Annotated in this window: 20 protein-coding genes; 5 read left to right on the forward strand and 15 right to left on the reverse strand. The window is 55.3% G+C overall.

Going from position 1 to position 22,281, the window contains the following annotated elements:
* Positions 1-2: 2 nt before the first annotated feature.
* The 13 genes from BTJ39_RS05540 to BTJ39_RS05600 form a co-directional block, all read right to left on the reverse strand.
* Positions 3-1,052, reverse strand: a complete 1,050-nt coding sequence (locus BTJ39_RS05540) for a protein-glutamate methylesterase/protein-glutamine glutaminase (protein ID WP_078001676.1) — start codon at positions 1,050-1,052, stop codon at positions 3-5.
* Positions 1,049-1,924 (reverse strand): protein-glutamate O-methyltransferase CheR, encoded by an 876-nt coding sequence (gene cheR, locus BTJ39_RS05545; RefSeq protein WP_078001677.1) that lies wholly within the window; start codon positions 1,922-1,924, stop codon positions 1,049-1,051. Before cheR ends, BTJ39_RS05540 begins: the two co-directional genes overlap by 4 nt.
* Before the next feature lie 73 nt (positions 1,925-1,997).
* Positions 1,998-3,680 carry a methyl-accepting chemotaxis protein gene (locus BTJ39_RS05550; RefSeq protein WP_078001678.1) on the reverse strand — a complete coding sequence of 561 codons (1,683 nt, stop codon included), beginning with the start codon at positions 3,678-3,680 and terminating at the stop codon, positions 1,998-2,000.
* Between the two features lie 226 nt (positions 3,681-3,906).
* On the reverse strand, positions 3,907-5,571 hold the full coding sequence (locus BTJ39_RS05555) for a methyl-accepting chemotaxis protein (RefSeq protein ID WP_078001679.1): 1,665 nt from the start codon (positions 5,569-5,571) through the stop codon (positions 3,907-3,909).
* Between the two features lie 295 nt (positions 5,572-5,866).
* The gene (gene cheW, locus BTJ39_RS05560; protein ID WP_078001680.1) at positions 5,867-6,364 is read right to left on the reverse strand and encodes a chemotaxis protein CheW; all 498 of its coding nucleotides are present in this window, start codon (positions 6,362-6,364) and stop codon (positions 5,867-5,869) included.
* Between the two features lie 23 nt (positions 6,365-6,387).
* Positions 6,388-8,403 carry a chemotaxis protein CheA gene (gene cheA, locus BTJ39_RS05565; RefSeq protein WP_176110240.1) on the reverse strand — a complete coding sequence of 672 codons (2,016 nt, stop codon included), beginning with the start codon at positions 8,401-8,403 and terminating at the stop codon, positions 6,388-6,390.
* Positions 8,404-8,413: 10 nt separating this feature from the next.
* The gene (gene motB, locus BTJ39_RS05570; protein WP_078001681.1) at positions 8,414-9,478 is read right to left on the reverse strand and encodes a flagellar motor protein MotB; all 1,065 of its coding nucleotides are present in this window, start codon (positions 9,476-9,478) and stop codon (positions 8,414-8,416) included.
* Positions 9,475-10,362: a flagellar motor stator protein MotA gene (gene motA / locus BTJ39_RS05575; protein WP_078001682.1), complete on the reverse strand. Its 888-nt coding sequence runs from the start codon at positions 10,360-10,362 to the stop codon at positions 9,475-9,477. Before motA ends, motB begins: the two co-directional genes overlap by 4 nt.
* 133 nt (positions 10,363-10,495) lie before the next feature.
* Complete coding sequence (flhC, locus tag BTJ39_RS05580; protein WP_078001683.1) at positions 10,496-11,074, reverse strand: flagellar transcriptional regulator FlhC; 579 nt, start codon at positions 11,072-11,074, stop codon at positions 10,496-10,498.
* A complete protein-coding gene (gene flhD / locus BTJ39_RS05585; RefSeq protein ID WP_078001684.1) occupies positions 11,074-11,424 on the reverse strand; it encodes a flagellar transcriptional regulator FlhD in 351 nt (116 codons plus the stop codon). Before flhD ends, flhC begins: the two co-directional genes overlap by 1 nt.
* Positions 11,425-12,472: 1,048 nt before the next feature.
* Positions 12,473-13,903: an alpha,alpha-trehalose-phosphate synthase gene (otsA, locus tag BTJ39_RS05590; protein ID WP_078001685.1), complete on the reverse strand. Its 1,431-nt coding sequence runs from the start codon at positions 13,901-13,903 to the stop codon at positions 12,473-12,475.
* Positions 13,904-13,907: 4 nt separating this feature from the next.
* Complete coding sequence (gene otsB, locus BTJ39_RS05595; RefSeq protein ID WP_139356317.1) at positions 13,908-14,684, reverse strand: trehalose-phosphatase; 777 nt, start codon at positions 14,682-14,684, stop codon at positions 13,908-13,910.
* Positions 14,685-15,140: 456 nt separating this feature from the next.
* Complete coding sequence (locus tag BTJ39_RS05600; protein ID WP_078001686.1) at positions 15,141-15,962, reverse strand: AraC family transcriptional regulator; 822 nt, start codon at positions 15,960-15,962, stop codon at positions 15,141-15,143.
* A gap of 119 nt (positions 15,963-16,081) precedes the next feature.
* Between BTJ39_RS05600 and BTJ39_RS05605 the strand changes: the two genes are divergently transcribed.
* Together BTJ39_RS05605 and BTJ39_RS05610 are read left to right on the forward strand one after the other, a co-directional pair.
* On the forward strand, positions 16,082-16,498 hold the full coding sequence (locus BTJ39_RS05605; protein ID WP_078001687.1) for a nuclear transport factor 2 family protein: 417 nt from the start codon (positions 16,082-16,084) through the stop codon (positions 16,496-16,498).
* A gap of 314 nt (positions 16,499-16,812) precedes the next feature.
* Positions 16,813-17,583 carry a YoaK family protein gene (locus BTJ39_RS05610; RefSeq protein WP_096777685.1) on the forward strand — a complete coding sequence of 257 codons (771 nt, stop codon included), beginning with the start codon at positions 16,813-16,815 and terminating at the stop codon, positions 17,581-17,583.
* Positions 17,584-17,655: 72 nt separating this feature from the next.
* On the opposite strand, the gene BTJ39_RS05615 is transcribed toward BTJ39_RS05610, so the two are convergent.
* Complete coding sequence (locus BTJ39_RS05615) at positions 17,656-18,411, reverse strand: SDR family NAD(P)-dependent oxidoreductase (protein WP_078001689.1); 756 nt, start codon at positions 18,409-18,411, stop codon at positions 17,656-17,658.
* Positions 18,412-18,563: 152 nt separating this feature from the next.
* On the opposite strand from BTJ39_RS05615, the gene BTJ39_RS05620 reads away from it, so the two are divergent.
* From BTJ39_RS05620 to BTJ39_RS05630, 3 genes are all read left to right on the forward strand, one after another.
* The gene (locus BTJ39_RS05620; protein WP_078001758.1) at positions 18,564-19,157 is read left to right on the forward strand and encodes a TetR/AcrR family transcriptional regulator; all 594 of its coding nucleotides are present in this window, start codon (positions 18,564-18,566) and stop codon (positions 19,155-19,157) included.
* A gap of 421 nt (positions 19,158-19,578) precedes the next feature.
* Entirely contained in the window at positions 19,579-20,433 is an 855-nt protein-coding gene (locus BTJ39_RS05625; RefSeq protein ID WP_078001690.1) for an isocitrate lyase/PEP mutase family protein, read from the forward strand.
* On the forward strand, positions 20,426-21,082 hold the full coding sequence (locus BTJ39_RS05630; RefSeq protein WP_078001691.1) for a GNAT family N-acetyltransferase: 657 nt from the start codon (positions 20,426-20,428) through the stop codon (positions 21,080-21,082). Before BTJ39_RS05625 ends, BTJ39_RS05630 begins: the two co-directional genes overlap by 8 nt.
* On the opposite strand, the gene BTJ39_RS05635 is transcribed toward BTJ39_RS05630, so the two are convergent.
* Positions 21,004-21,903 (reverse strand): bifunctional helix-turn-helix transcriptional regulator/GNAT family N-acetyltransferase, encoded by a 900-nt coding sequence (locus tag BTJ39_RS05635; RefSeq protein WP_078001692.1) that lies wholly within the window; start codon positions 21,901-21,903, stop codon positions 21,004-21,006. The genes BTJ39_RS05630 and BTJ39_RS05635 overlap by 79 nt on opposite strands.
* Positions 21,904-22,281 lie beyond the last annotated feature (378 nt).

Consider the following 22,281-nt stretch of genomic DNA (forward strand, 5'->3'; position numbering starts at 1 on the left):
TTTTAGATACGTAATGCCTGTCCGGCGCTAATTTTTGCCAGCATATGCTGGCTGATTTGATGGAGGTCAACCACCTCACTGGCAGCCCCGAGCGCGATTGCCTCGCGGGGCATACCAAATACCACACAGCTCGCTTCATCCTGGGCAATAGTCCAGGCGCCAGCCTGCTTCATTTGTAACAGCCCGGCCGCGCCGTCGTTTCCCATCCCGGTGAGGATCACCCCCACCGCGTTGCGACCGGCGAACTGCGCTACCGAGTTAAACAAAACGTCGACCGACGGTTTATGCCGGTTAACCGGCGGACCTTCATTAAGCTTCACCTGATAGTTCGCGCCGCTGCGCGTCAACTCCAGATGCATCGCCCCCGGCGCGATGTAGGCATGGCCGGGTAAAACCCGCTCGCCGTCTTCCGCTTCTTTCACCGTAATCTGGCACAGCTTATTAAGACGCTCGGCAAAAGAGCGGGTAAAACCCGGCGGCATATGCTGCGTAATCAGCAGCGCCGGGCTGGTGGCCGGCAGCGGCTGCAATACATGGCGAATCGCCTCGGTACCACCGGTTGACGCACCGATGGCTATCAATTTTTCGCTACTCAGCAGCGGGACGCTTTTCAGTATCGCCGGTGCCGGTATCGAGGTCCGGGTGCCCAGCCGCGCCCGCGAGGCGGCGCGCAGCTTGTCACCGATCATCTGGCGATAGGCCAGCATTCCTTCTCGGATACCGAGACTCGGCTTGGTGACAAAATCCACCGCGCCCAGTTCCAGCGCCCGCAGCGTTACCTCAGACCCCCGCCCGGTCAGCGAGGAAACCATCACGACCGGCATCGGACGCAAACGCATCAGTTTTTCCAGAAAATCGAGGCCATCCATGCGCGGCATCTCGACGTCCAGCGTCAGTACGTCCGGGTTAAACTGCTTGATTAACTCGCGGGCAACCAGTGGATCAGGCGCACTTGCCACCATTTCCATATCAGGATGACTGTTGACGATTTCAGTCATCAGCTGCCGCATTAGCGCCGAATCGTCGACGCACAGCACCTTAATCATTTTCATTTTCTTTCCCTGCTCAGCCCATACACCGTCTGTCCGCGCAGATAAAAATCCTTGCTGAGCTGACTGAAGTTTTCTGAGTGGCCTGCAAACAGCAAGCCGCCGGGTTTCAGCAGTGGAACAAAGCGGCGCAGAATTTTTTCCTGCGTTTCTTTGTCGAAGTAAATCATTACGTTGCGACAAAATATTGCGTCAAAGGGTCCCGGCAGCGCCCACTCGTTAGCCAGGAGGTTAAGCTGGGCAAAATGGATGGCGCTCCCCAGCTCGCTGCGCACCCGCACCATGCCGGCATGGGGCCCGGTGCCGCGCATAAAAAAGCGCTGTAACTGCTGTGGCGAAAGCGTTCTCAGTTCTTCCTGACGATAGATGCCGCCCAGCGCCTTTTCCAATACCTGCGTATCAATATCGGTGGCATGAACCTGAAATTTACCTGGACCTGAACCTAACGTTTCCGCCAGAGTTATGGCGATCGAGTAAGGCTCTTCGCCGGTAGAGGCCGCCGCACACCAGACGTTAAAACTGCCGGTACGACGTTTCGCCTGCTCAGCCAGCACCGGAAAATGGTGGGCTTCGCGAAAAAAAGCCGTCAGGTTAGTGGTCAGAGCGTTAATAAATGCCTGCCACTCAGCGCTGCCAGGGTTGTTTTCAAGCTGCGCCAGATAGCGGCCAAAATCGTCCAGGTTCAGCGTCCGCAGCCGTCGCACCAGGCGGTTGTAAACCATCTCGCGCTTATGGTCAGCGAGAACGATCCCTGCCCGTTGATAAATCAGCTCGCTGATACGCTTAAAATGCGTATCAGATAATGGCAGGCGCTGAAATGCCTGCATTAACGGCGTGGCGTTGTTCTGAACATCCAGCAACGTCGATTTTTTCATGCAAACCACCTGGCAACATGCCGATTATCAGGTTAAAGACCGCTGTATTCCCTGTATTCCGGCGACTACCCGCTCAGAAGGTTTCCCAGTTATCATTGGTGCGCGCCGCGATCGGCAAAGCTTTTTGCACTGCCTCGGGCTGAGTCAGCCGCGGCAGTGGCAGTGCCATATTGTTATTAACGGCGGCTGGCGGATTTTCTTTACTAATTTGAAACAAAGAGACAGCCTGTGAAAGCGCGCTGGCCTGACGCTCCAGTGCGCTCGCCGAACTGGCAGATGCCTGCACCAGCGCCACGTTCTGCTGCGTGACGCGATCCATCTCATTGACCGCAGTGTTCACCTGATCGATACCCCGACTCTGCTCATCAGAGGCTGAGGCGATCTCGCCCATAATGTCGGTAACACGGGTAACCGAGCTGACGATTTCACTCATGGTCTCGCCTGCGCTTTCCACCAACACTGCGCCGGCATCAACGCGCGACACGCTCTCTTCAATTAACGTTTTGATTTCTCTGGCCGCGCTGGCGCTACGCTGCGCCAGGTTGCGCACCTCGCCGGCTACCACCGCAAAGCCGCGCCCCTGCTCGCCGGCGCGCGCAGCTTCCACCGCCGCGTTCAGCGCCAGAATATTGGTTTGAAAGGCGATACCGTCAATGACGCTGGTAATATCGGCAATTTTCTTTGAGCTGCCGGCGATTTCGTTCATCGTCTGTACCACGCCGTCAACCACCTTGCCGCCGCGCTGGGCGGTTTCCGAAGCGCTGAGAGCCAGCTTCGACGCCTGGCGGGCGTTATCGGCATTCTGTCGTACCGTGGAGGTCAGCTGTTCCATGCTGGCGGCGGTTTCTTCCAGCGAAGCCGCCTGCTGTTCGGTACGCGTCGACAGATCGCTGCTGCCCGCAGAGATCGCCACCGCGCCGCTGTTAATGGCGTTCGAACCGTCGCGTACCGTGCTGACGGTGCGAATGAGCGACTGCTGCATATCGCGCAGGCTGGCCGCCAGCTGGGCCATTTCGTTTTTACCGTCAACGGCTATCGGCTGCGTCAGGTCACCGCCGGCAATATGACGAATATCACCAATCGACTGCGTCAGCGGGCGCAGCAGGATGCGATACATACCGGTCCAGACCAGGGTGATAACCAGCAGCGTTAGCAGCGCAACCATCAGCAAAATGATCTGCGTGTGCTGCCAGGCGCTATTGTTATTCACCAGTCCCTGGCTTATCAGCGCATTGTTGATAGCCAGCCAGTCGTTATAGGTTTTTTCGAACTGGTCCTGATAGCGCTGCGTCGGCTGGTCAAGGTAATCCTGAAAGCGATTGCTTTTCAGCATTGATACCAGCTCGACCAGCGCATCATGATAGATTTTGTAATTGGACTGTAGCGCCTGCACTGCCGACGCGGCGCGCGCCTCATCCGTCAGGGCGCTATTAAAGCGCGTCAGCGCCTGATCGGCTTCATCCAGCTTACCGCCAGCTTGCGTCAGTAATGCCTGGATACCGCTATCGCTGGCAGCCTGAGCGGGATTCAGCGCATAGCGCGTTCCTGCCCGCGCCAGGGTTACCCGCGCCTGCACTAGCGCAACCCAGGCGTTCCCCATGTCACGCTGTAGCTTATTAAGGTGCTGATTAATAGCAAAATTCTGCCGATCAACCGCCACCGTACGAAAGAACATGCTGCCGGTCGCCAGTTCCAGCAGCGTAAACACCGCCAGAACCGTCACCAGAGCGGTGACGACTTTGATACGTTTGAACATAATTAACCTCGGGATCGCGCTGAATGGCTCTGTTATCGGCAGGGTTTAACTGAACTTTATAACGCTCAGGGTGCAATCCCCCGGCAGGGTGCAGACGGCAAAAAAAGTGCCGGGGCCTGACACTCCGGCCCCGGAATAACGCGCCTGCCGGTACCAGCGGCGCGCAGTCAACGACAGCTATAGCATGGTGGCGTTGTCGCCCCGTCAACGGGGCGATGAGGCTTTATCAAAAGGTTTCCCAGTTTCCTTCATGGGCGGCGGCAACGGCCGGTTTGTTACTTACCGTCGGCGCCGGCAGCCGCACGCTGGCAGCACTGGCAGCGGTAGCCAGCGGGCTGCGCGCGAGGCGAAATACCGCGACGGCTTTATTCAGACGGCTGGCCTGCTCTTCCAGCGCGGCGGCTGACGCGGCCGACTCCTGCACCAAAGAGGCGTTTTGTTGGGTAACGCGGTCCATTTCCGTTACCGCGATGCCCACCTGATCGATACCGCGACTTTGCTCATCGGAGGCGGAGGCGATTTCCCCCATAATATCGGTCACCCGCGCCACCGCGCTGACGATTTCATTCATGGTAACCCCCGCATCGCCGACCAGCGTCGAGCCTTCATCAACGCGCGCCACCGAGTCCTGAATAAGGGTTTTGATCTCTTTCGCGGCGTTGGCGCTACGCTGGGCAAGGTTACGGACTTCGCCGGCAACGACGGCAAAGCCGCGTCCCTGCTCACCGGCGCGTGCCGCTTCCACCGCCGCGTTCAGCGCCAGGATGTTGGTCTGGAAGGCGATACCGTCAATCACGCTGATAATGTCGGCAATTTTGCGCGAACTGCCGGCGATATCACTCATGGTTTGCACCACGCCATCGACCACTTTCCCGCCTTTCTGCGCGGTTTCAGAAGCGCTGAGCGCCAGCTGCGAGGCCTGACGGGCGTTCTCTGCGTTCTGTTTCACGGTGGCGGTAAGCTGCTCCATACTGGCAGCGGTTTCCTCCAGCGAAGCGGCCTGCTGCTCGGTGCGCGAAGAAAGATCGCGGTTACCGCTGGAAATTTCACCGGCTCCCTGGAAGATGGCGTCAGAGCCATCACGCACGGTGGCAACGGTATTGATCAGCGCCTGCTGCATCTCCAACAGGCTGCGCGCCAGCTGGGTCATTTCATTACGCCCTTCAACGCGGATGACGCCGGTCAGATCGCCTTTGGCTATCGCGCCGATGCTCACGATATTTTCCTGCAACGGCTTAATCAGCACTTTGCGCAATACAACCCAGCTCAGCGCGATCAAACCAATCACCATCAGCACGATGGCGCCAAGCAGCCAGAGCATTTTCTGGTAGGCATGGTTATTTTCCTGGGTGCCTTTTTGTGACAGCTGCTGCTGCATCGCGCGCCATTTCAGATAGCTGCTTTGCAACTTACTCTGGCTGGCAGCCAGCGGGATTTTTCCCGCAGCATCAAGATCGTTATGCTGCAAAACCTGCTGCATCTGCCCCAGATCGGCGGCATAGCGCGTATAGTCCTCGCTCATCTCATCAGTGAGCACCTTGTCCTGTCCTGGAGTATCGGGAATCTCGTTGTAGCGCTTAAAATGCGCCGCCGCCGAGGTCTGCAACATATCGCTGGTTTTAAACATGTCCTCCAGGCCGCTTTCGCTGCCGGCCAGCTTCGCATTGGCAATGTGCAGCTGAACGCGCGTCAGCGCGGTGCGCGCCTGATCCAGCGCCATAAAAGCATCAATAAATTCATTGACGTTCTGACCGGAGATCTGGGCAACGGTAAAATTTTCTTTGTCTTTGTTCAGTGCGTTGAAAAAAAGTGCGCCGGATACCAGCTGCAGCGCGCCGAAGATCACCAGCACCAGCAGGAGACTGGTCACTACACGTATTTTTGTCAGCATGTTAAACCCTGGTTAAAAAAAGGAGACCGCAATGAATTTATCGGCGGCGCAGGCAGGAGATTTAGCCTCAGAAATGAAATCTTACAGAGTAAAAAACGGCGCGATTATCAGCACGAGATTCCGCCGACGATCATCAGCAATGCGCATCGGACAAAAGCTAACGGGCGATGGCGCAAAAGAAATCAGACCGCAATCTCGCGAGTGCGGTCTGACTGACAATCTCAGATTTTGCCGCCGGATATCCACCGGGCTATTTTGCCGGTGAACAAACGGCGGTCGCGGCCATCGCGCCTAATCAGGAAGCGCGCAGCGTATCGACCAGCGCCATCTCTTCGCTGTTAAGCAGCTTTTCGATATCAACCAGAATCAGCATACGCTCGTCCAGCGCGCCAAGGCCGGTCAGATACTCCGTTGACATGGTAACAGCGAATTCCGGCGCCGGGCGGATCTGCTCCTGGGTCAGCGAGAGCACGTCGGAAACGCCATCCACTACGATACCGACCACGCGCTGCACCAGATTCAGCACGATGACCACGGTATTCTCGTTGTAGTCAACATCAGGCTGCGAGAATTTAAGCCGCAGGTCGACGATCGGTACGATAACGCCGCGCAGGTTGGTCACCCCTTTAATAAACGCCGGGGTATTGGCGATGCGCGTTACCTGATCGTAACCGCGGATCTCCTGCACTTTAAGAATATCGATGCCGTACTCTTCATCGCCCAGTGTAAATACCAGAAACTCCTGACCGACGGTTTCGCCAGCAAGTTTGGTGACAGTTGCCATTTCAGTCATTTTTTTACCCTTATGCTGTTAATTCAGGCTGCGGCTCCGGCCACACGCTTTTCACGATTAAGAGATTGCAGCGCCGAGACGTCGACAATCAGCGCCACGCTGCCATCGCCAAGAATGGTGGCGGCAGAAATTCCCGGCACTTTGCGATAGTTGCTTTCAAGGTTTTTTACTACAACCTGATGCTGACCAATCAGCTGATCAACCAGCAGTGCATAGCGCTTTCCGGCACTTTGCAAAATGACGACGATGCCCTGCGTCGCTTCTTCTTTAGCGCCGCTAACGTCGAAGACATTCCACAGTTCGACCAGCGGCAAATATTCACCGCGTACTTCAAGTACTCGTTCGCCGCCCGCCAGCGCCTTCAGTTCTTCGGTACGCGGCTGCAGAGATTCCATCACGGCGTTCAGCGGCAGAATAAAGACTTCGTCGGCGACCCGTACCGACATACCGTCGAGGATGGCCAGCGTCAGCGGCAGCAGGATGCGAATGGTGGTACCTTTGCCCTGCTTCGAGGCGATCTCTACGTGGCCGCCCATTTCGAGGATATTTCGTTTCACTACGTCCATGCCGACGCCGCGCCCGGAAACATCGGTAACCTGCTCCGCCGTGGAGAAGCCCGGCGCGAAAATCAGCATGTTAACTTCGTCGTCGCTCATGCCGTCATGAACGGGCAGGCCGGAAGAGAGGGCTTTCGCCAGAATGCGTTCACGGTTCAGTCCCGCGCCATCATCCACCACTTCGATGCAGATGTTCCCTCCCTGATGTTCAGCAGATAACGTCAGGTTACCGCTCGCGCTTTTGCCCTCGGCACTGCGTTTTTCCGGCAGTTCAATACCGTGGTCAAGGCTATTGCGCACCAGGTGCGTTAACGGATCGATGATGCGTTCAATCAGACTCTTATCCAGCTCGGTGGAACTTCCCAGCAGGGTAAGCTCTACTTCTTTGCCCAGCTTGCTGGCGAGATCGCGCACCAGACGCGGGAAGCGGCTAAAGACGTATTCCATTGGCATCATGCGGATCGACATTACCGATTCCTGCAGGTCGCGGGCGTTACGCTCCAGCTGTCCCATGCTATTCAGCAGATCGCCGTGCTGAACCGGATCGAGCAAATCGGAGCGCTGTGCCAGCATCGACTGGGTAATAACCAGTTCGCCGACCAGGTTAATCAGCTGGTCAACTTTTTCTACCGCCACGCGAATACTGTTAGATTCGCCGCCGCGGGCCGGCGCCGCTTTTTTAGCCGGTTCCGGTTTGGCTGGCGCAGCGGCAAGCGCGGCCGGCGCCTGGACGGCGGCAACCACTTCAACCGGCGCCGCTTCGACTACGTCATCGACCATGGCTTCAGCCATGGTGGTGGCACTGCCGCCGAAGGCGATTTGCTTTTCGTCGATGACAAAGCACAGCACCGCGACGATGTCATCTTTGCTGACGGTCGATGTTAATGACGCTTGCAGGCTATTTTCGCTGCGCTGGATATCGCTGACGGTACCGAGATTACCCAGCTCTTCTATCAGCAGATCGATTTCGCTGGCTTTCAGATCGGAAAGCATAATGCGCAGAGCGCCGCTGTCGGCCGCCGCTGTCGGCGCGGCAACGTCAGGCGCGGCTGACGGTGTCAGGGCTATGGTCTTCGGCGCGGCGATCACTTCACCTTTGGCTTCCAGAGCCAGCTGACGCAGCGCCTGACAGATATATTCAAAGGCGGCAGCATCCGGCTCCTGAGCAGACTTATAAGCATCTAACTGTTCCTGCATAATGTCCTTCGTTTCCAAAAACAGGTTGATGATATCGGTACTCAGCTGCATTTCGCCGCGACGCGCACCATCGAGTATATTTTCCAGGATATGGGTGGTTTCCTGCAGTACGCTGAATCCAAAAGTGCCTGCCCCCCCTTTGATGGAATGGGCAGCACGGAAGATAGCGTTAAGCTGCTCGGAATCCGGGGCCTCCGGGTCAAGCCCCAACAGATGTTGTTCCATATCGGCCAGCAATTCGTCGGCTTCATCGAAAAACGTCTGATAAAAATCGCTGATATCCATGCTCACGGTATCACCTCTGCTGTGAGTCGCGATCGGTTTGCGCTGCCGGTTGCTGCTCAGCCTGGGCATTATTTCCCGGTGCTGCTGGCGATACGGCGGGCGCTGCCGCTGAAGGTTGAAGTTCTGGTGTTTTACTGGCGTCCGCAGGTACTGCCGGCGCCGCTATTTGCTTCAGATTCTGCAGGTTGCCATCATCGGGCAGCGAAACCGCATCACTTTCCGCGTTCTCTTTTTCAATTGCCTGTTCAGTATCGTGATTGAGTACCAGCAGGCTAATGCGTCGGTTTACTGCCTCATCCCCGCCGCGATTCTTAAGTCTCATGGTGTCGGCCATTCCCACCACCCGCAGCATTTTTCCGCCGTCCAGCCCGCCCTGCACCAGCTCGCGGCGCGAGGCGTTCGCGCGGTCCGCCGACAGCTCCCAGTTGCTGTAACCCCGATCGCCGCTGGCATACTGAAAATCATCGGTATGACCGGCAATGCTGAGCTTATTCGGCAGCTCGTTCAGAATCGGCGCGATGGCCCGCAGGATATCGCGCATATAGGGTTCCACTTCGGCCTTGCCGCGTTTAAACATCGGTCGGTCCTGGCTGTCGATAATCTGAATGCGCAACCCTTCCTCAACCAGATTAATAATCAGGTGCGGGCGCAGCGCTTTCAGGCGCGGATCGGATTCAATCAGCTGATCCAACCGCTCGCGCAGCCGGTTAAGGCGTATTTCATCCAGCTTGCGCTTTTGCTCGTCAAGCAGGCGTTTTTTATCATCGCCTTCAACCGTTTTATGTACCTCGCCATTTTGCCGGGTAGGGTCATCGCCGCCGCCGGGAATAGGGCTTTCGCTATCGCTGCTACGCTGACCGCCGTTTAACGCGACTTTCAGCGGCGTTTTAAAATATTCGGCAATCTGCACCAGCTGCTGCGGGTTAGAAATCGAAATCAGCCACATCACCAGAAAGAACGCCATCATCGCCGTCATAAAGTCGGCATAAGCGATTTTCCATGAGCCGTGCCCGCCCTCATGCTTTTTATGCTTACGCTTTTTAACCAGTACGATGGGATGATTATTGTGCTTCATGCATCTTGGTCCGACGTCTGTTTCGCGGGTGATTTCGCGTTACGAACGTGCTCTTCCAGCTCGGTAAACGACGGCCGGTCGGTGGAGTACAGCGTTTTACGGCCAAACTCTACCGCGATCTGCGGCGCGTATCCGTTAAGGCTGGAGAGCAGCGTCACCTTAATGCACTGCATCATTTTGGTCGTCTCTGCACATTTCTGGCGCAGCACGCCGGCAAGCGGAGAGATAAAACCGTAAGCCAGCAGAATGCCGAGAAAGGTTCCGACCATGGCGTGGGCGATTAGCGCGCCCAGTTCCGCCGCCGGACGATCCGCTGAAGCCAGAGCATGAACCACCCCCATTACCGCCGCGACGATACCAAACGCCGGTAGCGAATCGCCGACAGTTTGCAACGCCAGTGCCGGAACGTCGCATTCATGTTCGTAGGTTTCGATTTCTTCATCCATCAGGGCTTCAATCTCAAAGGCGTTCATATTGCCGCTCACCATCAGACGCAAATAGTCCACAATAAAGTCTACTAATCGTTTATCGGCAATAATGCGCGGGTATTGAGAGAAGATTTCACTTTCCTGAGGATTATCGATATCACGTTCAAGCGACAGCATGCCCTGCTGGCGTGATTTAGCCATCAAACGGTAAAGCAACGCCATCAGATCCATATAAACGGCTTTATTGTATTTTGAGCCGCGCATCAGCAGCGGCAACGCTTTGCCGGTGGCCTTAATCGCCTTGCCGTTGTTACCGACGATAAAGGCGCCAATGCCTGCCCCGCCGATAATCAGCAGCTCAGAAGGTTGATAAAGCGCGCCCAGATGGCCGCCTACCATCATGTACCCGCCCAACACGGACCCGATAACGAGGATATAACCCAATATAACCAGCACAATAAATCCTTACGTTGATAACGTGTGGGGTGAAGGAAGAATCCGCAATGTTCAGCAAGGCGCCGGAGTGAGAGTAAAAAAAAAGCAGCGGTATTAACCGCTGCTGGATGCATCTCACAATCAGGCGAACTTGTTAAACGGCTTGCTTAACCTGTTCATCCAGCAGTTGTGAAATGTTATCGGCAGATTCCGCAGGAAGTTTACGTCTTTTTACTGCGCGCGACGGAGGTTGGCACAGGCTACAGACGAAGCTCCCCACCGGTTGATGCGCATGGTTAATAAAACGCCCTTTGCAGCATTTGCAGCTGGAGAGCTCCAGCATGCCGCTTTCAACAAAACGCACCAGTGTCCAGGCGCGAGTCAGCGCCAGCAACGGGCCATCATCGCTCTGCGGGCACTGTTCGAGATAAAGCCGGTAGGCTTTAATAATCGCGTCAATACCCGAGGTCAGACCGCTTTTCAGTAAAAACGTCCAGGCATTACAGAACATGGTAGCGTGAATGTTTTGCTCCCATGTCATAAACCAGTCGGTGGAAAACGGCAACATGCCTTTAGGTGGTGGGCAACCACGCAATTCTTTATATAGCTTAATTAAACGCCCACGGCTTAGTTGCGTTTCGCTCTCAAGCATTTGCAGGCGAGCGCCCAGAGTAATTAGCTCGATAGCCAGATGAATATCACGCGCTTCCTGAACGATACTCTTGTCGCTCATTAACCTGCCCTCTTCTTAGGCATTTCATCTTCTTTAGTGACATCGCGCAGCAGGCGGCTTGATAACAAAATACCGGTATGAACTTGCTGCAGATCATCTACCCGCGAGTCCTGAGTTAACCGATTGATTATGCTGTGATCGTTAAAGCGGAACTGGCAAACCAGCTGATTAGTTTCCGCCAGTTTTACCATTTCAGGCAGCGTCAGCTGAGCCAGCGCGGTGGCCATTGATTCATCGATACCCAGACGAAACATCGCTGAAGCTTTTTCCTGATTAATTAAACGCTGTGCAAGCAACAGGTATGACAGGTTGATGTCATAAATATGTTTAAGTAATTCTGAAGTACCCATGTACCCACCCTGACTGACACTATTTTAATGTTTGCGGTTAAATCTGACCGCACCTTTTGGTTGCTGGTTGGTAAATCTAAAGATTGCAAAAAATTTATAGTGGCAAAGCCAAAGTGCTAAAAAATCTATTTTATGAATCCGGAAGAATTCAGCCGGAAATCGCTTAACTCAGCTGTTTTTTACATCCTGAGTTTTAATCGCCTTCCTTGTGTCTTCTTCTGAGAATCGAGCATTTAATTAGCGTACTAATCACTACCAGGTCGGAATCGTCTGAATCTTTATTAGGACTATTCCGAAAACAAGGCAACTTTATCCCCTCTATTTGCTACATACAACGAGCGAAGCGTGAAATTTTAGATAAAGTGTGAGCCACGTCACACTTTTAAGGCAAATTTTTTTCTGAAACCTATCAGCAACACTGTTGATTAGTTTACTAAGTAATCAATTCGTGGATTTTTTGTTAAATTTATGCCCCTTAAAGAGCCAGGTAATAATTACCAGGATAATTTTCAAGCATTTCAGATTTAATCATGTCATTACGGCAAGCTTAACAGTCAATAAATCCAGTAAATTACTTTAAATTGGTTTTTTATACTAAAAAAATCCATTAATAACCCAATCGCCTGGTTTAAATTTGGCTTAAGAGATCTCACATGAATTCAAGCAACTGCAGCTTCAGGTGCAGATTACGCTAATGAATGCAGCCTTCCGTAAAGAGTTACGCGCCGGGGTTCAGGAATCGTAATAAGCTGTAACTTCTGGTTACATAAGCAATATGAATATATTAGCCTGCATGCAGCCCCCTCTCTGTTAACCACAGCAGGAAATAAGCTATCGCCGTTGTTAAGCCGAATTTTTGCTTACGACTGGCTTTATGACGGGTAACGGCAGGGGATGTGCGGCGGCTTGGCACAGCGCATAAAGGATCTGTTGCAGGGCAAAGAATGTCTTATCTAAACGCAAGCGTGGAGGGAAAAGCAGACGAAGATGGGGTGAATCCCTTCTCCCCTGATGCGCTAACGCGCAGGTTGAACATGATGTCAGGCGGCTACGCCAGTTCAGGCCGGTCCTTTACCGGATCGTTTCCCTCGTTCCCGTGAGGAGAAGATAACGCCTGTAAATCTTTCAGGAAGGTTTTACGCCAGTTTGCTATATCGTTGCGCCGTAGCACCGCCATCATATCGTTGTAGCGTGCAACGCGCTCTTCACGCGGCATGGTCAACGCTTTATCCAGCGCGGCGGCCACATCATCCCGATCGTAAGGATTAACGATCAGCGCCGAGGTGAGTTCATTAGCCGCGCCGGCAAAGCGCGACAGCACCAGCACGCCCGGGTCGTCAGGATTTTGCGCCGCAACATACTCTTTGGCGACCAGGTTCATGCCGTCGCGCAGCGGCGTTATCAGAGCAACATCGGTCAGGCGAAAGATTTTCATCAATAAACGCCGATCAAAATGTTGATTGAGGTAATACAGCGGCGTCCAGCCCAGCGTGCCGTATTTGCCGTTAATACGCCCGGCCTCCGTTTCCAGCTGATGACGAATATCCTGATAAGCCTGCACATCGCCGCGTGAGGTTGGTGCGATTTGGGTATAGCGGATGTTGCTGCGGTGCTGCGGATAATTCTCCAGCAGCGACTCATAGGCGAGAAAGCGCTCCGGCAGGCCCTTCGAGTAATCCAGCCGCTCGCAGGCAATGATATTTTTAATATCCCCCAGGTCACGCTTCATCGCCGCCATTTTCGGCGGCAGCGGGCCTGAGGCCATTTCTTTAATGCTGTCCGGCTCAATGCCGATGGGATACACCTCGGTGGCAAAGTCATTATCAAAAGCGCGGTGCTGTTTGGCTGCGCGGCTCTCTATTTGGGTGACCTGAGAGACGCTGTCGAGAAACGCCAGCCTGTCGTTTTCAGTCTGAAAGCCCAGCAAATCATATTGGCAGAGCATTGTTAGCAGCGCGTCATGGGGCGGCAGCGCGTTGAAAATTTCCGGAGTCGGAAAAGGAATATGTAAAAAAAAGCCGATGGGATTATTTACCCCGAGCTTACGCAGCTCTGCGGCAAACGGCAGCAGGTGGTAATCGTGTATCCATAAAATATCATCCGGCTTTAACATCGGCTGCAAACGTTCAGCCAGCAGACGATTAACGCTGCAATAGCCTTCCCATGCTTCACGCTGATACTGAACCAGGTCGAGACGGTAGTGAAAAGCGGGCCAGATGACCGCGTTTGAAAACTGTAAATAATAGAGATCATAGTCATTCTGGTTGAGACCGAATGACGCGTAGGTAATACCGTCATGCTCCTGGGTGTTGACCAGCTCTTCCTCTTCACCGATCTCACTGATTTCACCATCCCAGCCGAACCATACGCCACCGGTTGATTTCAGCGCATCCAGAATCCCTACTGCCAGCCCTCCGGCGCTGGCTTTCCCTTCTTCGGGCAGAGCGATACGGTTAGATACGACAACTAAACGACTCATAACCTTAACTCCTTACCGACAAAGTTGTGTCTTGATGTAATTGTAATGTGAGTTGCTCCAGCCAGGCGTAAACCGCGTCAACGTTTGCCAGGCGATGCGTCGCTTGCGTCTTGCCATCGCCAACTTTAATCGCATAGCCGCCCAGCGCCGTTACAACCTCAAAGCCCGCCTCGTCAGTCAAATCATCACCGACAAAAACCGGTATCCGCCCGGCAAATGGCGCTTCCTGCATGAACTGACGCAGCGCAGCGCCTTTATTAACGCCCTCAGGCTTTATTTCAACAACGCACTTTCCCGGCTGCAGAACCAGCTGTGGAAACTGCGTTACCATTTCTTCCGCCAGCGCCTGTATCGCCCCGGCATACTCCGGCGCGTTACGAAAATGCAGCGCAAACGCCATCCCCTTGGTTTCCAGCAGCGTGCCCGGCATCGCTGCCAGCGCCTGGCGCAGACGCTGCGCCAGCGGCGTGGTCACCTCTTCAGGCAAGCTGACGCGATGCAGCGAACCTGCTGCGTCGCGACGTTCGGCGCCATGCACTCCGGCCAGCGGCAGTTTTAAAGGTGCGGCAAGCGCATCCAACTCAGATAGTGGGCGACCAGAAACCAGCGCCAGTGCATTATCACTGGCAGCGGAAAGCTTACGCAGGCAGGTAATCACCGATGAAGGAATAAAAACCTCGTCAGGCCGCGACTGAATGGCAGCCAGCGTGCCATCGACGTCAAAAAAAAAGGCATGGTTAGCCAGTGAGACGACTGGCGCGACATCGGCGGGTTGATTCACTCTCTTCCTCCTGATTAATTGGTTGAAAGTCCATAGCAAACGCAGGCTTTATCCGTCGCTAAAACTCAGCGATGCGAATCAGGTGAGTTACCCGAAATCACCAGCGACTGAGGAAACATGATATTGAACGCGGTATGGGACAGGAGGGTTTGCCTGCCAGCCCTTCTTACTGAAAACGGATAGCAAGCGGGGGGAGAAGACATGAACAACTTACTGGTCAAAAACTCCTTATCAGCAGGTTGAATAACAGCACATATATATGCATCTGCGACTCATCTCGTTGTCCCTTAAACCGGCCAACATCGCCATTCAGTATAGGCGCTGACCTGAAAATTACCAGACTGATTGCCTGCTTAGCCCCCTATTCGAAGCAAAATCCGTGCCGCTTTATACTAATAAATCAAAGCGAAACGGTGAAAATACGCCCCTCTTCCAGGCAGGCTAAGTCGCTGACGGTTAGCCAGCGCGTCGCCTGGTACGCCTGCCGGAGGCTGATGCACGATCAATCGCTGAGCAATGGTGATCGGCTGCCCACTGAGCGGGCGTCATGCCGGTTAGCCGCTGAAACATCGCGATAAATGCGCTGACATTATCGTAGCCGAGGGAAAGAGCGACCTGTTTCACTGACTGCCCGGCAGCCAGCCGCTGGCGGGCATTGACCACCCGCAGCTGCTGGCGCCACAGGCTGAAGCTTAATCCGGTCTCCTGCACAAGGCGCCGGGTCAGGGTGCGCGGCGACATTCCCACCAGCGTCGCCCAGCTAAGCGCGTCGCGATCGTCAGCCGGATCGGCGAGCAGCGCTTGAGCAATACGTCTCAGGCGCGGTTCACGCGGCAGCACAACGCCGGCCTCCTGTTGTTTCAGCGTTGCTACCTCGGCGATCACCACCTGCATCAGGCTGCGGCGAAAGGCCGCTTCGCGCGTGCAGCTCAGGCCGGACCAGCGCCGTACGGCCTGGTGCAGCAATGGCGTAGCCACAAAGCAGCAAGGCTGCGATGGCAGCGTGGTGCAATCTTCTTCCGCCAGCCATATGCCCCATCCGCTCAATACGCCGTGCGGTTGCATGGCATGCTCTGTCGCTGGCAGCAACCACAGGACGTGCGTTGCAGGCACCACCATATGCTGTGTCGCGAGGGTAATGGCCAGTACGCCGCTATCGGCTTTCACCAGCTGGCCGCAGCGATGGACATGCAGTTTGCTCTCACGCAGTTCGCTGGCGGAGAACAGGCTGGCATGCCCTTCCCCGGCGGCTATTTTTACCGGCAGATCCAACAGCATGCTGATACTCCTTAGCGTGATTAATTTGTCCTTTATGGCGTATTTATTGGCTTATATAAGGTACATCAGACGTATTTATGCCCGTAGCATAGCGCTATTACTGATAAGGAGAAACTGCTATGCAAACTGATTCTGCCGATCGTTCCGTCGCTGCCGTACAGCATCTGATCATGACCGCAATGGATTCGCTGCTCGACCCGCAGCGGCCGGTAAGCGAACTGGCCGCGTTTTTCAGCGCCGACTACCAGCAGTGGGTTGATGGAAAGACGCTGGATTTTGACGGCTTTTTACAGCATGCCCGCAAGCTTAAGTCCGTTCTGACAGAGGGAAAAGTGACCATCAACCGCCTGCTGGTCAGCGGTGACCAGGCAGCCACCCGTCATGATGTGGAAATCATGAAGCGCAACGGCGAAGCGGCGCGAGTGCGGGTTATCGCCCTGTTCAGCTTGCGCGGCGATCGGATTACCGCCGTGGAAGAACTGACTTATCTGCTGGAAGGCAGTCAGGAAGATCATCATTTGGGCTCGCAATGCTGATTTAACTACGCAGTATAATAATTTCATCTGGTAATAGCAGAGCAGATTCTGTTATTACCTACTGCGAAAGTAACCTTTCTTATATGAATTTATTAAATAATAATCTTCTGTCAGCTATAAAGAATAAGAAAATACCCATAGGAATAACTTATAACCGACCATTAATTGACAAAAATTTAATTTATTTAATTAACTGTACTTTTCTCACCTTTCTCCTTGCGTAGTGCCAGGCTATTATTTAATTCGTAATGACGGCTGTTTGTATTCTTATCATTTGATCTCCTTTTCCATGCACCATTTTGCTGGAGCCGCCTGTGCTAATCAAACGTAAACGCGTACGTTCCCATCTTGAAGATCGTTGGCTGGCGCTGGTACTGGCCACCAGTGCCGGTACCCTCAATGCTATGGCTCTCGGCGCCTTTGGCTTTTTTCCCTCGCATATGAGCGGTAATACCTCGCAGATATCGAGCGAAGTTTCCGGGTCTGATGTTAAAGACTTAGTATTTCTCAGTGCAATCCTAACCGCTTTTATTGCCGGCGCATTTAGCGCTCGTCTGACGGTGGCCGCAGGCTTAAAGAAAAAGCTGCGCACAATATACTGTTTGATCCTGCTGACAGAAGGTATCGCTTTAGCATTATTATCATGTTTTGAATTGCTATTTCATTCCTCAGAGAACAGCCGTGAATCTATTGTATTTCTCGCCTTTTTAATGGGTATTCATAATGCCACTTCAACCCAGCTATCAAATGGCAGGGTGCGCTCCACCCATATAACCGGCACCGTTACCGATGCCGGTATTGCGCTGGGTTCAATGGTCGCAGGCTGGCTGTCGCGTGACGCAAGCAGCGGACAGCGAGCACAGTATAAGGTTTTGTCGACCCACCTGACGACGCTGTTTTCCTTCATCGGCGGCGGGATTGTCGGGCTGTTGCTGTACCGGCTGGCAGGATTTTCCGCCATGCTGGCGGTGGGCGTCTTTTTGATGCTGATAGCATCGGGGGCGATTATGCTCGCGCTGAGCGCCACGCGCAGGCACCGGATCAGAACGCAGCAATGCATGCCGACCCGGCAAGGCGAGCAATAGATAGCAGCACGCGGTGCGTCCCCTCACCGCGTTAAGCACGCAGGGCAGCGTGCTTCGCCAATATCCGCGTAATTACGCCTGGTAGCCGCCGCTGATATCCAGCACGCCGCCGGTGATATAGCCCGCATCCGGTCCGGCCAGAAACGCGATGGATGCGGCAACCTCTTCCAGCGTGGATATGCGCGGTATTGCCAGGGTATTCACCACATCCGGCGGCAGCTTGTCAGCGGCGGCAGCGGCCATATCGGTTGGCATAACCCCCGGCTGAACAACATTAACCGTGATATGGCGCGCACCGAGATCGCGCGATGCGCCTCTGGCATAGCCAACGATCGCCGCCTTAGTCGCGGCATAATCGGTTACCTGAGGAAAAGCCACGCGTCCGCCCAACCCGGAGCCGATAAAGATAATGCGTCCGCCATCGCTGATTTTTAGCGCCGCCGCGCGCGTAAGTGCCACCACGCCCAGTACGTTAACCCGCCACTGCCGGTCCAGCTCAGCGTAGTCAGCCTGCGGGTCGTCTATCCGCTGTCCCTGCACGGCGATGGCTGCATTGTTAACCAAAATATCCAGCTTGCCGAACTCAGCAACCACGCTGTCGATAAGCGACTGCGCCGCAGAGGGATCGCCCTGATCATTTTGCACTGCCCGCGCCCTGACGCCCTTTTGCTGCACCTCTTCAACTACGGCTGCCGCTTTTTCAGCGGACGAAACATAGCTGATAACCACATCGGCGCCCAGCTCAGCCAGTTTGACAGCCGTTACCGCGCCAAGCCCGCGCGATCCCCCGGTAACCAAAGCCACTTTACCTGCTAACGTTTTGCTCATTGCGCCCTCTCCCGTTGAATATTGCCTAGCCTGCGACCGCAAAGATCGCAGAGAAAAATACACTAACGATCAGTACAGTAATGATCGTTATTAAAATTGACAAGCGATTTCTTTCATTATTAAATAACGAACGTTATCAAAAGGAGAAAGCCATGGGACGCCATCGCGAATTTAACCTTGACGACGCGCTGGATGCGGCGGTCAAGGTGTTCTGGGAGAAAGGCTATGAAGGCACCTCATACGAGGATCTCACCCAGGCAACCGGAGTTAAACGACCCGGACTGTATGCCACCTTTGGCAACAAAGAAGCGCTGTTTCGTCGCGTCGTCGAACGCTATACCGAACGCTACCTTGGTCATATGACCGCGGCGCTGGCAGAACCCAACGCGCGTAAAATGGCCGAGCATGTACTCTATGGCACGGTCATGATGACCACCAGCGACCCCGTCTATCGCGGCTGCCTGGGCGTCAATGGCGCGCTGGCTTGCTCAGATCAGGCAGAGCCGATCCGGGAAATGCTCATTCAGTTTCGCGCCCACGGTGAACAGGCGCTGCGCGTCAGGCTGGAGCAATACAAGCAGGCGGGGGATTTGCCCGCCGATACCGATTGTGACGTGCTGGCGGCGTGGCTGGTGACGGTCAACTACGGCCTGTCGGTGCAGGCAAAAGCCGGGGTTTCCGCCCGGCAGCTGAGCGCCGTAGTGGAGCGTACGCTGGCCGGCTGGCCGGCAGGTAGCACGCGCTGAATCACGGCCGCGCTGATAATGGCCGTTTTTTCGCCCGGCAGCTGAGCGCCGTGGTGGAGCGTACGCTGGCCGACTGGCCAGCGGGTAGCACGCGCTGAATCACGGCCGCGCTGATAATGGCCGTTTTTTCGCCCGGCAGCTGAGCGCCGTGGTGGAGCGTACGCTGGCCGACTGGCCAGCGGGTAGCACGCGCTGAATCACGGCCGCGCTGATAATGGCCGTTTTTTTCGCCCGGCAGCTGAGCTGCCGTAATTGAACGTACGCTGGCCGTCAGGCGCCAGCGCGATAGTGCTGGCAGAAAACATCGCCCCGCTCCGGCTGCCGTCTGTCATCACCAGGGGCGGCGGCGACAAATATTTCCTAATCGCTCCGACTGCTTTAAGCTGCTGGTTACCCTCACGCCTTGCAGACAGGAGCAGAAATGAACCCTATTGCCCAAAAGCGCGCGGCTTTTCGCCAGCTTCACCAGTCTGGCTGCTTTGTGCTGCCTAATCCGTGGGACGTCGGCAGCGCCCAGGCGCTGGCGCAGCTTGGCTTCAAGGCGCTGGCAACCACCAGCTCCGGCTATGCGTGGTCCCGTGGCCGTGCCGACGGACAGCTATCGTGTGAGGAAACCCTTGAGCATATGCGCCAAATGGTCGCGGCAACGACGCTGCCGGTTAACGCCGACTTTGAAAGCGGCTTTGCCGATACGCCGGATGGCGTCGCCCATAGCGTGCGCCTCGCGGTGGAAACCGGCGTGGCCGGCCTCTCGATTGAAGATTCAACCGGCAACGACCGTGCGCCTTTGCGTCCGCTTTGCGAAGCGGTAGATCGACTGGCGGCGGCACGCACGGCGATCGATGAAAACGGCGGCGACACGCTGTTAATTGCCCGGGCAGAGAACTTTTTTGTCGGCAAACCCCATCTCGACGACGTCATTGTCCGCCTTCAGGCCTATGCCGATGCGGGCGCCGACTGCCTGTATGCGCCGGGTATCAAAACGCGCCAGCAGATCGAGGCGGTGGTGGCAGCGGTGGCCCCCAGGCCGGTCAACGTGCTGATCGGCTGGCCGGATGATTTAACCGTACAGCAGCTGGCCGACCTTGGCGTCAGACGCATCAGCCTCGGCGGCGCGCTGGCGCGCAGCGCCTGGGGGGGCTTTCTGGATGCCGCGCGCCAGCTGGCCGAAAGCGGCAGCTTCGGCGGCCTGCGCGCTGAGCCATCGGGCGCAGAGCTGAACAAGCTGTTTGCCAGGACGGCAATCAGCGCAAAAAAAGGCGAACAGAATGAATAACTATCCCACTCTTACAGGCGCGCGGGTCCGACTACGCCCGATGGAATACGCCGATGCCGGGCTGCTGGTGAACGCCGCCAGCGACGGCGAACTGTGGAAGCTGCCGTTTACCCTGATCCCCAGCGCCGATACCGTTGACGACTACATCCGTATCGCCCTGACGGGCCGGGAACAGGGGACGATGTTACCCTTCATCATCGAGGATATTGCCAGCGCCGCGGCGATAGGCACTACCCGCCTGTGGAAAATTGACCGCAACAATCGCAAGCTGGAGATCGGCGGCAGCTGGCTGTCGGCCAGCTGGCAGCGCACCTGGGTCAATAGCGAAGCCAAGTTTCTGCTGTTGCAGTATGCCTTTGAGACCCTGAACTGCGTGCGGGTGCAGTTCACCACCGACGTGACCAATGAAAAGTCGCGCAATGCCATTCTGCGCCTCGGGGCTAAGCTTGAGGGTATCGTCAGAAACGAACGCATCATGGCCGACGGCAGAAAGCGCGACTCGATACGCTTTAGCGTTATTGACGATGAGTGGTCACGGGTGAAACAGGATCTGCTGCTGCGCCTTAAGGCTCAGGGGGCCGGAAGCGACGCGCAGGCAGCGGCAAATTCATCTTTCACCAGCCGCATGGGCGTCACCGGCGCGCCGTAGAAATCAACGGGCGGGCCGCTGGTCTTTCCGCCAAGCCTGCTGATGATCTTTACCGTGGTCTCGCGCGCTTCAATAATCACCTCGTCGCTATCGACCAACAACTCGCGCAGCGACGCCAGCGCCAGGCGCTGACCAACGCCAAGCCGTCGGTATTTACTGTCCACGGCAAAGCGTCCCCAGTGCCAGATGCCATCAACGCGCCAGCTGGCGGCCACGCCGAGCAAAAGCTCTCCCGAGCGCGCAATCCACCATTTACTTTCATGTTCCGGCGCTACCGGCAGCAGCCCGGGCGGAATATTCTGGCCAGTGCAAAACGTATCGAACAACAGCGCATCCACTTCGCCACGATAGCTGTCGCTCAGCGCGTCGATGCAAATACGTTCAGGCTGGCGTCCGACATTGCGTCGGAAAGCGCCGATGCGCAGCGCGCGCAGTCCGGCAACGGCCTCTTCGACATCCTGAGCGCTGAGGTGATCCTCGACAGAGGCCAGCTCGCTATCGGCTGCGCTATCGGCTGCACGCAGCATCTGCTCTCCGCCCAACGTCAGATGAAAGTTTTTCTGACGCCGGTCGCCCGGCGCGGCGCACGGCAACACATAGCGTTTCGCGGTCAGTACGCTTAGCGTACGGCTTAGCGAGGCTTTATCCATGTTCAGCTGCCGGCAGAGTTCAGCAAAGGACGTCTGTCCATTTTTTGCCAGATAGTTAAGCAGATGGGCCTGGGTAAGCGACAGACCGGAGTGAAAGCAGTTTTTATCCAGCAGCCCCAGCTCTCTGACCAGCGAGCGTAACTCTGCACGTATTTGGGCAATGGCCGACATTGATTCCTCTTTTGTTGATACTATCAATAAAAATTCAAATTAGTGCTATCGCGAGACGGCTGTCAAGCAAACAATTGATAGTATCAACAAATATTTTGTGTTAGCTAACATGCGCTTCCCGGCGCGAACACCCGTCCGTCACCCTTTCGTTTCTCTGCCAGCATGCGCAGACTCAAGTCAACTCCAGCCGATCTCTGTCATCGTAAGCGCCGTTTCTTAGCGCTCAGGACTTGCATCGGCGAACAATAGTCTATGATTGATCTTGCGCTCAGCGGCGGTCAGCAGTCTCCGCAGTCATGCTGATTGACGGCCTGCACGGGCAGATAGCCAGGCTGCGCGACCTTATTTTGTTCAAACTTTTGACCATTTTCCTGAAAT

This window comes from Izhakiella australiensis (genome assembly GCF_002006995.1).
In the GTDB taxonomy this organism is placed as follows: Bacteria; Pseudomonadota; Gammaproteobacteria; order Enterobacterales; family Enterobacteriaceae; genus Izhakiella; species Izhakiella australiensis.

What these genes read in the sequence shown, in the direction of transcription:
- BTJ39_RS05540 (WP_078001676.1), bottom strand. Translation starts at nt 1,052, where the DNA reads ATGAAAATGATTAAGGTGCTGTGCGTCGACGATTCGGCGCTAATGCGG.
- cheR (WP_078001677.1), bottom strand. Translation starts at nt 1,924, where the DNA reads ATGAAAAAATCGACGTTGCTGGATGTTCAGAACAACGCCACGCCGTTA.
- BTJ39_RS05550 (WP_078001678.1), bottom strand. Translation starts at nt 3,680, where the DNA reads ATGTTCAAACGTATCAAAGTCGTCACCGCTCTGGTGACGGTTCTGGCG.
- BTJ39_RS05555 (WP_078001679.1), bottom strand. Translation starts at nt 5,571, where the DNA reads ATGCTGACAAAAATACGTGTAGTGACCAGTCTCCTGCTGGTGCTGGTG.
- cheW (WP_078001680.1), bottom strand. Translation starts at nt 6,364, where the DNA reads ATGACTGAAATGGCAACTGTCACCAAACTTGCTGGCGAAACCGTCGGT.
- cheA (WP_176110240.1), bottom strand. Translation starts at nt 8,403, where the DNA reads ATGGATATCAGCGATTTTTATCAGACGTTTTTCGATGAAGCCGACGAA.
- motB (WP_078001681.1), bottom strand. Translation starts at nt 9,478, where the DNA reads ATGAAGCACAATAATCATCCCATCGTACTGGTTAAAAAGCGTAAGCAT.
- flhC (WP_078001683.1), bottom strand. Translation starts at nt 11,074, where the DNA reads ATGAGCGACAAGAGTATCGTTCAGGAAGCGCGTGATATTCATCTGGCT.
- flhD (WP_078001684.1), bottom strand. Translation starts at nt 11,424, where the DNA reads ATGGGTACTTCAGAATTACTTAAACATATTTATGACATCAACCTGTCA.
- otsA (WP_078001685.1), bottom strand. Translation starts at nt 13,903, where the DNA reads ATGAGTCGTTTAGTTGTCGTATCTAACCGTATCGCTCTGCCCGAAGAA.
- BTJ39_RS05600 (WP_078001686.1), bottom strand. Translation starts at nt 15,962, where the DNA reads ATGCTGTTGGATCTGCCGGTAAAAATAGCCGCCGGGGAAGGGCATGCC.
- BTJ39_RS05605 (WP_078001687.1), top strand. Translation starts at nt 16,082, where the DNA reads ATGCAAACTGATTCTGCCGATCGTTCCGTCGCTGCCGTACAGCATCTG.
- BTJ39_RS05615 (WP_078001689.1), bottom strand. Translation starts at nt 18,411, where the DNA reads ATGAGCAAAACGTTAGCAGGTAAAGTGGCTTTGGTTACCGGGGGATCG.
- BTJ39_RS05620 (WP_078001758.1), top strand. Translation starts at nt 18,564, where the DNA reads ATGGGACGCCATCGCGAATTTAACCTTGACGACGCGCTGGATGCGGCG.
- BTJ39_RS05625 (WP_078001690.1), top strand. Translation starts at nt 19,579, where the DNA reads ATGAACCCTATTGCCCAAAAGCGCGCGGCTTTTCGCCAGCTTCACCAG.
- BTJ39_RS05630 (WP_078001691.1), top strand. Translation starts at nt 20,426, where the DNA reads ATGAATAACTATCCCACTCTTACAGGCGCGCGGGTCCGACTACGCCCG.
- BTJ39_RS05635 (WP_078001692.1), bottom strand. Translation starts at nt 21,903, where the DNA reads ATGTCGGCCATTGCCCAAATACGTGCAGAGTTACGCTCGCTGGTCAGA.